This is a genomic window from Natronorubrum sulfidifaciens JCM 14089 (assembly GCF_000337735.1).
Lineage (GTDB): Archaea > Halobacteriota > Halobacteria > Halobacteriales > Natrialbaceae > Natronorubrum > Natronorubrum sulfidifaciens.
In genome coordinates, this window is sequence record NZ_AOHX01000046.1 from 125,062 (window position 1) to 137,168 (window position 12,107).

Below are 12,107 nucleotides of genomic sequence, written 5' to 3' on the forward strand. Positions count from 1 at the left end.
GATGGCTGACGAGACTCTTCGAATCGCACTCGCCCAGCTTCACGTCGAGGCAACCGAACTCGAGGGTAACGTCGAGCGCGCACTCGAGGCAATCTCGCGTGCCGCCGACCGTGGCGCGGACCTCGTGGCGTTGCCCGAACTGTTCAACGTGGGCTACTTCGCGTTCGACAGCTACGAGCGCCACGCCGAACCGCTCGAGGGCGAGACGTTTACTCGAGTTCAGGAGGCGGCTGCCGACCACGAAATCGCCGTCCTCGCGGGGAGTATCGTCGAGGATCTGGCGGCGACTGAAACCGTCGAGACGCCGGCCGACGAGGGGCTTGCAAACACCGCCGCGTTGTTCGATGCGACCGGCACCCGACAGCTCGTCTATCGGAAACACCACCTCTTTGGCTATCAGTCGGCGGAATCCGAGCTGCTCGTTCCCGGCGAGCGCATCGAGACGGCGACGATCGGCGGCGTCACCGTCGGCGCAACGACCTGTTATGACCTGCGATTCCCGGAGCTCTACCGGCGACTGGTCGATGCCGGTGCGGAGTTGGTACTCGTCCCCAGCGCGTGGCCGTACCCTCGCGTCGAACACTGGGAGACCCTTTCACGAGCGCGCGCGATCGAAAACCAGTCGTTCGTCGCAACGATCAACGGCTCCGGCCACTTCGAGAGCGCGGACGCGACGCTGCTCGGCCGGTCGACGGTCTATGACCCGTGGGGAACCACGCTCGCCTCGAGCGGCGACGAGCCGGCGCTGGTCGTCGCTGATCTCGATCTCGCCTCACTCGAGCGGGTTCGCGAGTCGTTTCCGGCACTTCGCGACCGGCGACTGTAGGACGGTCGACCGCTGTCTTTTTATTCTGTGGCCCGATAATACGGACGCCGGTTGACGGCGCTTTTCACGTCCCGACCGGCACTGCGCGTCGCTCCGGCCCGTCGCACGCTCGTTTCCCGGGAACGAGCGACTCCACGTCCACCTCCTCGTCTTCACTCGCACCCTCTTTCACATCTTCGACGAACCGAACGCTGGTCTCGAGGCCCAGCGCGACAGTCGTCCTCCCGCGACCCGTTGCGAAAAAGTAAGGTAGGGGCTTCGCATTGGTTCTGACAGGAATGTTCAGGAAGGTTCTGGTAGCGAACCGTGGGGAAATCGCCGTTCGAGTAATGCGTGCGTGCGAGGAGCTGAATATCGGGACGGTTGCAATCTACTCCGAGGCCGACAAGGACTCCGGACACGTCCGTTACGCCGACGAGGCGTACAACGTCGGCCCGGCCCGCGCGGCCGACTCGTATCTCGATCACGAGGCCGTCATCGATGCCGCACGGAGAGCGGACGCCGACGCCATCCACCCCGGCTACGGCTTCCTCGCGGAGAACGCCGAGTTCGCCCGCAAAGTCGAAGAAACCGAGGGCATCACCTGGGTCGGCCCGTCCGGCGACTCGATGGAAGCGCTCGGTGAGAAGACCAAGGCCCGATCGATCATGGACGACGCAGACGTCCCGATCGTGCCCGGCACGACCGACCCCGTCACCGATCCTGAGGAGGTCAAAGCGTTCGGGGAGAAACACGGCTACCCCATCGCCATCAAGGCCGAAGGCGGCGGTGGCGGCCGCGGGATGAAGGTCGTCCGAGACGAAAGCGACGTCGAAGACCAACTCGAGAGCGCCCAGCGAGAGGGTGAGGCCTACTTCGACAACGATTCGGTCTACCTCGAGCGCTTCCTCGAGAAATCGCGTCACATCGAGGTCCAGATCGTCGCCGACCAGCACGGCAACGTCTGCCACCTCGGCGAGCGTGACTGTTCGCTCCAGCGCCGCCACCAGAAGGTCATCGAAGAAGGCCCATCGGCAGCGCTGTCGGATGAACTGCGCGAGAAGATCAGCGAAGCAGCCCGCCGCGGTGTCTCCGCAGCCGACTACACCAACGCTGGCACCGTCGAGTTCCTCGTCGAAGAAGAACCGGACCGTGACGGCCCACTCGGCCCGGAGACCAACTTCTACTTCCTCGAGGTCAACACCCGGATTCAGGTCGAACACACCGTCTCCGAGGAGATCACGGGGATCGACATCGTCAAACGACAGCTCAAGATCGCCGCCGGCGAGGAACTCGACTTCGAGCAGGACGACGTCTCGATCGACGGCCACGCGATGGAGTTCCGGATCAACGCCGAGAACGCAGCCAACGACTTCGCGCCCGCAACCGGTGGTACCCTCGAGACGTACGATCCACCGGGTGGCGTCGGCGTCCGCATGGACGACGCGCTGCGACAGGGCGACGAACTCGTCACCGACTACGACTCGATGATCGCCAAACTCGTCGTCTGGGGCGAGGACCGCGATGAGTGTATCGAGCGCTCGCTGCGCGCCCTGCGGGAGTACGAGATCGACGGCATCCCGACGATCATCCCGTTCCACCGCCTGATGCTCACCGACGAGCGCTTCGTCGAGAGCACACACACGACGAAGTATCTCGACGACGAACTCGATCCGAGCCGCATCGAAGACGCCCAAGAGCAGTGGGGCGGCGACACCGGCGACGGCGCGAGCGACGACGACGAAGAGAGCGTCGAACGCGAGTTCACCGTCGAGGTCAACGGCAAACGCTTCGAGGTCGAACTCGAAGAACACGGCGCACCCGCCATCCCGGCCGGCGACGTCGACGTCGGCGGCGGCGCACAGGCCAGCCGTCCGGAGCCTGCCGGTGGCTCGAGCGACGAGGTCGAGATCGAAGGCGACGGCGAGGTCGTCGACGCCGAGATGCAGGGAACGATCCTCGACATCGAAGTCGAGGTCGGCGACGAGGTCGCCGCCGGCGACGTGCTGGTCGTTCTCGAGGCGATGAAGATGGAAAACGACATCGTCGCCTCGAGCGGCGGAACCGTCTCGGAGATTGCCGTCGAAGAGGACCAGAGCGTCGACATGGGCGACGTGCTGGTCGTCCTCGAGTAACGCCGCCACAGTCGCGACCGAGCCGTCGGTTTTTTCATAGGGGTGAACGGGTTCGGTCATTTGAGCCGGTGTTCCCACGGGCTGGGAGTTTGGGTGAACGGTCTTTCACCCCGTTTCCTACGTGTTGGTATGGCCGAGACCTCACAACTCGAGCGGGTGGAGACTGACGAGCGGGCGAACCCACAGCGACAGTGGGAGCTGTTCGTCCGCGAGACCGAAGCCGAGTCGCTGACCCACGTCGGCAGTGTGGCGGCTGCAAACGCCACAACGGCCCACGAACACGCCTCGCGGTTGTTCGGCGAGTACGCCGTCGATCTGTGGCTCTGTCCCGCCGACGAGGTCGAACGGTATTCGGCACGCAGCCTCACGGCCGAGACGGACGATTCGGACGAGCGCCACGAGGGATCGTCCGACTCCAAACCGAGCCGGTTCACCGGTGAGACGTGTCACACGCAGGGGGTGACCGACACGTGATTTCGATCAGTAAGCTGCTCTGCGACCTCGATGCCGAAGGCGACGGCCTTCGGTACGACGACGCCGAGGGCTCCTCGAAACCACAGATCACCGAGGACAAACAGCGCCGCCCGGTCGTCGTCTGGAACACCACCCGCCGGTGTAACCTCTACTGCTCGCACTGCTATGCCGGTGCGGACCTCGAGTCCGCCCCCGGTGAGTTCTCGACGGCCGAAGCGAAGGCGTTCCTCGAGGACCTCGCGGCCTACGGCGCGCCGGTGATCCTCTTTTCGGGCGGCGAACCGCTCGTGCGGGACGATCTGGTCGAACTCGTCGACTACGCTGCCGACCTCGGGCTGCGACCGGTTCTCTCCTCGAACGGGACCTTGATCACCCGCGAGAAGGCAATAGCCCTCCGAGACGCCGGGCTGCAGTATGCGGGCATCTCGGTCGATGGCTTGCCCGAGCGAAACGACCGGTTTCGGGGCCAAGACGGGGCGTTCGACGCTGCTGTTCGCGGAATCGAAAACTGTCTGGACGTCGGCTTGAAAACCGGGCTGCGGTATACGATTACCGACGCCAACGCGCCCGACCTCGAGGGAGTCGTCGACCTGCTCGCCGAGAAGGGACTGGATCGGTTCTGTTTCTACCACCTCGATTACGGCGGCCGCGGGGCCGAAATCGTCGACGCCGACCTGACGCCACGCGAGAAACGCGAGGCGGTCCGGCGAGTCGCCGATCTGACCCTCGAGTATCACGACCGGGGCGAGGAAATCGAGACGCTACTGGTCGGCAACTACGCCGACGCAGCCTTCCTCGTCGAGTACGCCCGCGAGGAGTTCGGCGAGAAACAGGCACAGGTGGTCTACGACTACCTCGAGCGAAACGGCGGCGACCCGACGGGTGAACGAGTTGCAGACGTCGACTACGCGGGCAACGTCCACCTGACGCAGTTCTGGCAGGGGTACAGTCTCGGCAACGTTCGCGACCGGCCGTTCGGCGAAATCTGGGAGGACGAGTCGAACCCGCTGCTCGAGGCGATTCGAAACCGTGAGCAACACCTCACGGGCAAGTGTGCAGACTGTCAGTACCAGTCGATCTGTCGCGGTGGCTCTCGGCTGCGCGCGCTTGCGACGACCGGCGACCTGTTTGCGCCGGACCCGCAGTGTTATCTCTCGGATGTGGAGGTACGTGGCACTGACCCGTCTGTCGGCGCTAGTGCTGACTGAACGGCACCCCACTCCTATCAGGTCAACAACAGAACATGAACGGGTAGATCAACGCGACCCGGTCGCCGTCCTCGAGTGTGGTCTCGAGTCCCTCGTAGTGTTCGTTGAACCGGCCGTTGAGACAGACACGCGCGTAGGTCCGGGTCTGGTCGCCTTCGGGGTTCTTGCGCCAAGTTCCCGGCAGGTCGTCGGGCACTGGGGCCCAGCCGTGGGCGGTTGCGTCGGCTTCCGTCTCGGCCATCAGCATCTCTTCGACGTCGTAGACCTCGAAGAACGCCTCGAGGAAGTCACGAAGTCGTGCACCCGAAAACGTAAACTCGAGTTCGTGGGTGCCGACGGCGTCACGGATGTGGCCAGTACAGCGAACGGTGACGGTCGTCCGTGGCTCGTGGTGCTCTTCGCGTTCGCTTTGGGTCGGTTTGGCCGCCATGTCGGTGGTACGGGGCCGTCCCATGAAAGGCCAGTTCCGAACATGTTCGACAATGTGCTGTTCATGAACGGTTTCGATGTGTGTTGTACCGGATGGAACGTCGTGGACGCGAACATAACGGGTGCTTGTCGAGAGAATAGTACGCTCAAGCGCTGCTCAAATACAACGAGCATACTAATATCATACTAGTATCGGATAGAATTATATACACTGTCGGACAGATCCGTACATTTATGTTGCGATCTATGCAGCAAGACCTGATTGACGCCAGAGGATTTATAATTGATGCCTGTAAGAGTCCGTTCAATGCTACTCTCAGTCGATCGCTCGGACGCTGCCGAGACGTATTCAGTAAGTTTCGACGTGATCGCGGCTGTCGCCGAGCAAGAGGGCGTCGACCCGATGGATATCGAGCCGCCGGAGTACGACGCACTGTACGAGGTTATCAATCCCGAAGCGCTCGATACGCTCTTTGCACAGAGAGAAGACGGCTCGAAACGGGCAAACGGCACCGTCGAATTTCCCTTCTGTGGCTATCGAATCACTGTCGACGGCACTGGCGAGGTCGAGGCCGTCCCGCAAGACGACACCCGATAACGCTCACTCACCGGCCCCCTCGATCCGTGCCCGCCAGTCGTCGGGGATCGGCACCGAGTTACCCGCCTCCTGATCGACGAGCACCTGCACGGTTCGTGCCGTCGCCGCCCGTTCTCCGTCCGCCCGAATTTCGTACTCCATGGGCAGACTCGAGGTCCCGATCTCGGTCGCTCGGAGCGCAACGGTGACGTCCGCGTCGGCCTCGATCGGGCTGATATAATCGATTTCCATGTTCGCGAGGACGGTGCCCACGTCGACCAGTGAGACGCCGACGACGTCCTCGAAGTACGCCTGCCGGGCTTGCTCGAGATACGTCGCATACGTCGCGTTGTTGACGTGGCCCATGAAGTCGATATCTCGGAGCCGAACGTCGATCGCCACCACATAGTCGTCGCTGTCGTCGCTGTCGTCGCTGTCGCTCATTATCGCCTGCAGACGGTATCAATCGCCGTATAGGTACCTATCGACGCACAGATGGTCCGTCACTCCTCAGCACAGGCGGCTTCGAAGACGGTCTCGTGGAGGCGATCCGTGACGATCTCCATCAGCGGCTCCATGTTTTGGGTGTCCGCGCGATTGTATCTGATGAGTGTCTCGAGTGCGCCGTCGTCGCCGCGTTCGTACTCGTGCCAGAGGCGCACGGCATCGCGGCCGCTGAGGTCGGGCAGGTCGCGGTCGATTCCGAGGTCCCGCTCGATCGCTTTCAGGCCGCCGTCGAGGCCGATTTTCTTGCAGGGATACATGAGGTCGACGTGGGGCGTCTGCACGTCGAGGTCATAACACGTCTCGAGGAAGGGGACGTCGAAGCGCTGGCCGTTGAACGTCACCAGCAGCGACGACGCCTCGAGTTCGGCCTCGAGCCGTCGTGCTGTCAGATCGCGGCCGTTGACGAACGTCTTCGTCTCGCCGCCGCGGTGGACGCTGACGGTCGTCACATCGTTGCTTGCCGCGTCGAGTCCGGTCGTCTCGATGTCCAGAAAGCAGGTCTGTTCGCTGACGTTCTCGTAACACCGCCAGCGGCTGGCGGCCGGCAGCGCCTCGGTGAACGGGGCGACGTCGCCGCGCTCGAGGTGGGTCCAGCCGTCCTCGATGAACGTCTCGATACGGTCTGCGATCGTGTCGCCGACGACGCTGCCGTCGAACTCGTCCCAGTGGGTGATCCCCTGTTGCCAGAGGCGCCGTTCGGTAGTTTCCCCGACGCCGTGGACGGGAATGAAGCTGTTCTCGATTCGCACACCAGTTTCAGAGTGGCGAGTGAACTAAAAGCGATTGGATCGAGCGCCAGATCGGCGGTCGTTCTCACCGTCCGGCTTTTCATACCGGGCGCCGTAGCGTACGTATGGTCGACCACGACGACGAACTCCTCGCGGCCGTCCGCGACCTCACGCGGACGATCGAGGCCCTCCAGCAGGAACTCGAGTCCACCCAGCGCCGACCGCGGCTTCGACCGTCACCACTGCGGCCCCCGACGCCTCGAGAGCTACTCGCCTTTACTGATGAGGTGGCAGTACCTGCGACGATCGCCGTCCTCGAGACGAGTGTGCGGGCGCTCGAGGGATTCCAGCGGGCGCTTGCACTCGCACGGACCGAGCGAGACGTTCGCGATCGAACGACCGAGGCGACGAGCGCCACGAGCAAGCGGGCCAGCGAGCTCCGGCAGACAACCCTCTCACAGCTCGATGGCGTCTTAGCCCGCTTACAGCAGGCCGCAAGCGATGGGACGCTGCCTGCTGACGACGGCGCACGCGAGTTGCTTACCGAGGCCCGCGAGTTACGCGACGACGTCGACAGCCGACTGCGAGACGTCGGGGCCGACGTCGACCGGCAACAGATCGACCGGACGGAGTCAACGGACGTCGTTCGGATCGACGTACAGGAGGGGCGGCCCGACGACCTGCAGAATGGTGTCTCTCCCGACAACCGCGGCGATCCTGCCTCTCGCGTCGACGTCGACGCTGAACTCGAGACGCTGAAAGAGCAGTATGGAGACGACGAAGCCGAGAACGATATGCCGGACACCGCGTCCGAAAACGCGGACCGTGAAAACGAGGGCGCTGATGAGAACGGCGAAACAACCGATTCCGACGGCGACGACGATGACGTCGCCGGTTCCGACTCCGAGAGTTAGACCGGATCGAACCGGTAGCCGTCCCAGTCCTGACTTTCGGGTTCGCGAATGCCGGCTCCGGGTTCGCGGAGTTCTTCGACGTAGACCGGTTCGACTTCGTCGCCGGTCTCGACATCGTCAGTCGTCAACTGGACGATTGCGCGGACCGATTCTCCCTCAACGTCGAACTCGACGATCGCGAGCGTGTTCGGCTCGCGGACGCCGGGTGGGGTGGCCGTACTTTTCGTCCACGTCACGACCTCAGCGGTGTACTCGCTCAGATCGACCGTGTCGACCGGTTCCGTGCCGCCGGGACCACGCGGGTGGCCGGGGTAGCTGATCGAACCGTCCTCGTACTTGTAGGCGTCCATCGTCATTGTGCTGCCTCCATGATCGTGGTAATCACACAGTTGCCAAAGCCGCCGACGTTACAGGTCAGGCCGATATCGGCGTCGACCTGTCGTGGGCCGGCTTCACCCATGAGCTGTTCGTAGATCTCGACACCCTGTGCGACGCCGCTTGCGCCCAGTGGGTGGCCCTTCGATTTGAGCCCACCGGAGGTGTTGATCGGCAACTCGCCGGTGTCGCGTTCGGTGTAGCCCTCCTCGATCAGTTTCCAGGCCTCTCCCTGCTCGGCGAAGCCAAGCCCCTCCATCTGGAGGAACTCGAGGATGGTGAACATGTCGTGGAGTTCGGCAACATCGATGTCGTCGGGGCCGTAGCCGCTCATCTCGTAAGCCCCCTTGCCGCTCTCGACGACACCGCCCATGATCGTCGGGTCCTCGCGTTCGTGGACGACGTGAGTGTCCGTTGCGCCGTCGATCCCCGCGATAACGACGTAGTCGTCGGTGTACTCTTTCGCAACCGACTTGGGACAGAGCATGAGTGCGGCCGAGCCGTCCGTGATCGGACAGAAGTCATACAGCCGCAGCGGATCGGCGACAATCGGCGACTCGAGGACGGTCTCCAAGTCGACTTCCTTCTGAAACTGGGCGTGAGGGTTGTCGACGCCGTTTTTGTGGTTCTTGACGGCGACTTTCCCGAGACTCTCGCGGGGGGCGTCGAACCGTTCCAAGTAGTGGCGAGCCGTCAGCCCGGCAAACGACGGCAGCGTGACGCCGGTTTTGTACTCGACGGGGTGGGTCAGTGATGCGATGACATCGGTCGCTTCGCCGGTCGTCCGATGGGTCATCTTCTCGCCGCCGACGAGCAACGTCATCTCGCTGGCACCGCTTGCCACTGACTGCCAGGCGGCATAGATTCCCGCTCCGCCGCTCGAACTCGTCTGGTCGACACGCTGGGTGTACGCTGGCATCGCATCGAGGTCGTGTGCCAGCGCGTTCGGCACACCTGTCTGTCCTTCGAACTCGCCGCTTGCCATGTTCGAGACGTACAGATGCTCGACAGCTTCGGCGTCGACACCTGCATCGTCCAGACACTCGATTCCGGCCTCCGAAAGCAGGTCGAGAATCCAGCCCTCGCGTTGCCCGAACTGGGTCATCGAGGCTCCGATTACTGCAACACGTTCCATAGCTTACCAAATTATAGTCAACGATTTATATGTAAGGGTAGGTGTGTGTTTACATACCCCACTATTTTGGCCAGAACCGGGAGGGGACCTACGCGGACTCCGCCGCTGCCGTTTGCAGTTCGGTCGCACGCGAGCGGGCCTGTGAAATCACCGCTGGGCGGGCTTCGAACTCGATGATGACATCCGTATCGCCGTAGGTAACATCGTCGACGTTCGCGTTGTCGTGGATCCAAGAGACGATGCTCATCGTCTCGTCGGTCATCGGCAAGAGGAGTCGTTCTTCCTGCCACTCGGGAAGTTCCGCGTCGATCCGCTCGAGCAGCGTCTCGATGTTCGTTCCCGTTTTCGCGCTGACTGTCACCGGGTTCGGTGCGAGCGCCGAGAGCGCGGCTTGTTTCTCCGCTAAGTCCTCGTCGTCGACCGCGTCGATCTTGTTCAACACGGTCACGATCGGCGCTTCGTTGCGCTCATAGAGGGTATCGTGGCAGGTAACGAGTTTCTCGTGGATCTCGTCGATGTCCTCGCTGACGTCGACGACGAGCAAGACCAGATCCGCCCGGTAGACCGAATCCAGCGTCGACTTGAACGACTCGACCAGCCAGTGGGGCAGATCGCTGATGAAGCCGACAGTGTCGGTCACCAGCACGTCCCGCGGTTCGATATCGGCCCGGCGCGTCGTCGTTCCAAGCGTCGTGAACAGCTTGTCCTGCGATTCGGCGGTCGGATCGAGGTCCGGATGCAGTCCGTCGTTCTCCTCGACCGCTAAATCGTCGGCGAGTTGGCGCAGCAGGGTCGATTTCCCGGCGTTCGTATAGCCCGCGAGCGCGACCAGATCGAACCCCGAATCGCGTCTGCGCTCCCGGCGCTGTTCTTCGGTCTGCTCGATCTGCTCGAGTTCGTCCCTGATCCGGCTGATCTGGTTTTTGATGTCCTGTTCGCGACTCTCGTCGTACTCCCCGAGCCCCATGAAACCGGGGTGTTCCTCGCGTTTGGCCAGACTGGTCTTGGCCTCGGCACGGGGCAGTTCGTATCGGAGTTCGGCCAACTCGACCTGCAGCTGTGCTTTCCGGGTCTGGGCGCGCTGGCCGAAGATCTCGAGGATCAGGGTGAATCGGTCGATGACCTCGACGCCGTCGGGCAACAGCTGGCCGAGGTTGTACGTCTGATAGGGACCGAGTCGGTTGTCGAAAATGACCGTCATCGCGTCGGTTTTGACGACGGTCTCGGCGAGTGCTTCGGCTTTCCCCTCACCGAGCTGGAGGGCGGGATCGGCTCGCCGTGATTGGGTAATCTCGCCGGCGACGGTGTACCCTGCCGCTTCGGCGAGGTCACGGATCTCGCTTGTATCGGGCGTTCCGGAATCGACGCGTTTTGCGATAATTGCTCTCATATAGGGTGCAAACTGTGGATGTCACTCGGGCGTGGTCGGTCGGAATGACTCGAACTGGACCGATCGTCGATCCGGCGAGCCAGCAGTCGAAGACGCTGCTCACACTGGCGCTGCAGTCGGTTCGACACGCGCCCGATCACGCTAGGGATGCCGGTCACACACCTCTGTTGGATGAACGGTAATCATACACAACGGTACGCGCCCGACAGTCTTGAATCCCGTGCTCGATCGACCTACCAGTTCGTGGTATCACAACAGTCATTATCGCCGACTCGAATGCGAAGCCGTGATGCTAGACGTCGATCCGGCCACGCTCGCCCTCGAGTTCGGCGGGAGCGCGGTCCTCGGTGGGGTGTTCGGAGTTGCCACGAAACAGGTCGCCAAACTCGTCGCGGTCATCATCGGCGTCCAACTCATGGCGTTTCGATATCTCGAGTCCCAGGAGATCCTCATCGTCGACTGGAACCGGCTCTCGGCAGGGCTCATCGAAACGCAGGCACAGACGCAGAGACAGGCCAGCCACTGGTTCGAATCCGTGTTGTCGATGCTGTCGGTCGGTGTCGGCTTCACCAGCGGCTTTCTGATCGGCTTTCAGAGAGGGTAGGTCTCAAACGGCTGCTCGAATCCGTCCGTCTCAGCGAGTCTTGAGATCGTCTTTGTCCTTGACGATCTCGGTTTCGGCGTTCCCGCTTGTGTGCTCGTTGACGACGTCGTAGAACTCGTTTTGCATTCCCGCCGGGAACGTCAACACACCGATCCACGAGCCGTCGGGTTGCCACTCCTCGCGTTCTAAGTCGCCGAAGCCGCGGATCTGTGCCTGTGCGCTGCCGGCGTAGTCGGCGGGGATCTGGACCGCGATCGTCACTTCCTCGAACCGAATCGGGATCACCGGTCGAAGTGCCTCGAGCGCCTCGTCGACCTGTGTCTCGACCGGCTCCATCGGATCGACGGTAAAACCGGCCTCCTCGAGTGCGTTCTCGATGCGCTCGGGCGGATGGGGCGCGTTGTCCATCTGCGGGTTGATCGCGTTGCGCGCGATGGTGTCGATCAGCTGTTTGCGTTTCTGTTCTTGCATCTCGCGGCGCTGGTCGGCCGTGATCTGGATCTCCCCGCGTTTGATCACTTCGGGGATGATCTCGAGTGGCTCCGTCGTCTCGAAGACGTCCTCGAGGTCGTTTTCTGCCGGTCGATCCCCTCGCGAGGCGTCCTCGAAGACATCTTCGGCCGCGATGACGTCCTCGAGATCGCCGTCGAACTCGTCGCGTTTGATCGCCAGCGCCGCGTCCGGGTCGACTAACACTTCAAACCGCGCCCCGTGTGACTCGAGTCGCGCCGTCACCGCCTCGTCGAGTGATATCATACCGAAGCATACCCCCCGAACCATTAAAAGCGCTTTTCCTGCCGGTCGCTCTCGCTGGAACGGGTGTGAG

General features: G+C 62.7%; 14 protein-coding genes. 7 read left to right on the forward strand and 7 right to left on the reverse strand.

Going from position 1 to position 12,107, the window contains the following annotated elements; all coding sequences use genetic code 11:
• The first annotated feature begins 1 nt into the window (after position 1).
• The 4 genes from C495_RS15340 to C495_RS15355 all read left to right on the forward strand — a co-directional run bounded on the left by C495_RS15340 (position 2) and on the right by C495_RS15355 (position 4,622).
• Complete coding sequence (locus tag C495_RS15340) at positions 2-826, forward strand: carbon-nitrogen family hydrolase (protein ID WP_008164513.1); 825 nt, start codon at positions 2-4, stop codon at positions 824-826.
• A gap of 278 nt (positions 827-1,104) precedes the next feature.
• Entirely contained in the window at positions 1,105-2,940 is a 1,836-nt protein-coding gene (locus C495_RS15345) for an acetyl-CoA carboxylase biotin carboxylase subunit (RefSeq protein ID WP_008164514.1), read from the forward strand.
• Between the two features lie 129 nt (positions 2,941-3,069).
• Entirely contained in the window at positions 3,070-3,414 is a 345-nt protein-coding gene (locus tag C495_RS15350) for an Htur_1727 family rSAM-partnered candidate RiPP (RefSeq protein WP_008164515.1), read from the forward strand.
• Positions 3,411-4,622: a TIGR04347 family pseudo-SAM/SPASM protein gene (locus C495_RS15355; protein WP_008164516.1), complete on the forward strand. Its 1,212-nt coding sequence runs from the start codon at positions 3,411-3,413 to the stop codon at positions 4,620-4,622. Before C495_RS15350 ends, C495_RS15355 begins: the two co-directional genes overlap by 4 nt.
• A 22-nt stretch (positions 4,623-4,644) precedes the next feature.
• Here C495_RS15355 and C495_RS15360 read toward each other — a convergent pair whose 3' ends face one another.
• Positions 4,645-5,052 carry a MoaD/ThiS family protein gene (locus C495_RS15360; protein ID WP_008164517.1) on the reverse strand — a complete coding sequence of 136 codons (408 nt, stop codon included), beginning with the start codon at positions 5,050-5,052 and terminating at the stop codon, positions 4,645-4,647.
• A 306-nt stretch (positions 5,053-5,358) separates the two neighbouring features.
• Between C495_RS15360 and C495_RS15365 the strand changes: the two genes are divergently transcribed.
• On the forward strand, positions 5,359-5,649 hold the full coding sequence (locus tag C495_RS15365) for a HalOD1 output domain-containing protein (protein WP_008164518.1): 291 nt from the start codon (positions 5,359-5,361) through the stop codon (positions 5,647-5,649).
• Between the two features lie 3 nt (positions 5,650-5,652).
• Here the strand turns inward: C495_RS15365 and C495_RS15370 are convergent, their stop codons facing one another.
• Together C495_RS15370 and C495_RS15375 are read right to left on the reverse strand one after the other, a co-directional pair.
• Positions 5,653-6,072, reverse strand: a complete 420-nt coding sequence (locus C495_RS15370) for an acyl-CoA thioesterase (protein ID WP_008164519.1) — start codon at positions 6,070-6,072, stop codon at positions 5,653-5,655.
• Between the two features lie 59 nt (positions 6,073-6,131).
• Complete coding sequence (locus C495_RS15375; protein WP_008164527.1) at positions 6,132-6,884, reverse strand: ribonuclease H-like domain-containing protein; 753 nt, start codon at positions 6,882-6,884, stop codon at positions 6,132-6,134.
• A 104-nt stretch (positions 6,885-6,988) separates the two neighbouring features.
• Here C495_RS15375 and C495_RS15380 point away from each other — a divergent pair, with 104 nt between their 5' ends.
• Complete coding sequence (locus tag C495_RS15380) at positions 6,989-7,777, forward strand: DUF7547 family protein (RefSeq protein ID WP_008164528.1); 789 nt, start codon at positions 6,989-6,991, stop codon at positions 7,775-7,777.
• Here C495_RS15380 and C495_RS15385 read toward each other — a convergent pair.
• The 3 genes from C495_RS15385 to hflX form a co-directional block, all read right to left on the reverse strand.
• Positions 7,774-8,133, reverse strand: a complete 360-nt coding sequence (locus tag C495_RS15385; RefSeq protein ID WP_008164530.1) for a PhlB family protein — start codon at positions 8,131-8,133, stop codon at positions 7,774-7,776. The genes C495_RS15380 and C495_RS15385 overlap by 4 nt on opposite strands.
• Positions 8,130-9,287, reverse strand: coding sequence for a thiolase family protein (locus tag C495_RS15390; protein WP_008164531.1), 1,158 nt, complete (start codon positions 9,285-9,287; stop codon positions 8,130-8,132). The genes C495_RS15385 and C495_RS15390 overlap by 4 nt, the downstream gene beginning before the upstream one ends.
• Positions 9,288-9,375: 88 nt before the next feature.
• Positions 9,376-10,677, reverse strand: a complete 1,302-nt coding sequence (gene hflX / locus C495_RS15395; protein WP_008164533.1) for a GTPase HflX — start codon at positions 10,675-10,677, stop codon at positions 9,376-9,378.
• 289 nt (positions 10,678-10,966) lie between these two features.
• Between hflX and C495_RS15400 the strand changes: the two genes are divergently transcribed.
• Positions 10,967-11,281, forward strand: coding sequence for an FUN14 domain-containing protein (locus C495_RS15400; RefSeq protein WP_008164534.1), 315 nt, complete (start codon positions 10,967-10,969; stop codon positions 11,279-11,281).
• A gap of 30 nt (positions 11,282-11,311) precedes the next feature.
• Here C495_RS15400 and C495_RS15405 read toward each other — a convergent pair whose 3' ends face one another.
• Positions 11,312-12,037 (reverse strand): ribosome assembly factor SBDS, encoded by a 726-nt coding sequence (locus C495_RS15405; RefSeq protein WP_008164535.1) that lies wholly within the window; start codon positions 12,035-12,037, stop codon positions 11,312-11,314.
• Between the last annotated feature and the right edge of the window lie 70 nt (positions 12,038-12,107).

Coding starts and splice junctions, on each gene's coding strand:
- C495_RS15360 (WP_008164517.1), bottom strand. CDS start 5,052: ATGGCGGCCAAACCGACCCAAAGCGAACGCGAAGAGCACCACGAGCCA.
- C495_RS15370 (WP_008164519.1), bottom strand. CDS start 6,072: ATGAGCGACAGCGACGACAGCGACGACAGCGACGACTATGTGGTGGCG.
- C495_RS15350 (WP_008164515.1), top strand. CDS start 3,070: ATGGCCGAGACCTCACAACTCGAGCGGGTGGAGACTGACGAGCGGGCG.
- C495_RS15365 (WP_008164518.1), top strand. CDS start 5,359: ATGCTACTCTCAGTCGATCGCTCGGACGCTGCCGAGACGTATTCAGTA.
- C495_RS15400 (WP_008164534.1), top strand. CDS start 10,967: ATGCTAGACGTCGATCCGGCCACGCTCGCCCTCGAGTTCGGCGGGAGC.
- C495_RS15390 (WP_008164531.1), bottom strand. CDS start 9,287: ATGGAACGTGTTGCAGTAATCGGAGCCTCGATGACCCAGTTCGGGCAA.
- C495_RS15340 (WP_008164513.1), top strand. CDS start 2: ATGGCTGACGAGACTCTTCGAATCGCACTCGCCCAGCTTCACGTCGAG.
- C495_RS15345 (WP_008164514.1), top strand. CDS start 1,105: ATGTTCAGGAAGGTTCTGGTAGCGAACCGTGGGGAAATCGCCGTTCGA.
- C495_RS15405 (WP_008164535.1), bottom strand. CDS start 12,037: ATGATATCACTCGACGAGGCGGTGACGGCGCGACTCGAGTCACACGGG.
- C495_RS15385 (WP_008164530.1), bottom strand. CDS start 8,133: ATGACGATGGACGCCTACAAGTACGAGGACGGTTCGATCAGCTACCCC.
- C495_RS15380 (WP_008164528.1), top strand. CDS start 6,989: ATGGTCGACCACGACGACGAACTCCTCGCGGCCGTCCGCGACCTCACG.
- hflX (WP_008164533.1), bottom strand. CDS start 10,677: ATGAGAGCAATTATCGCAAAACGCGTCGATTCCGGAACGCCCGATACA.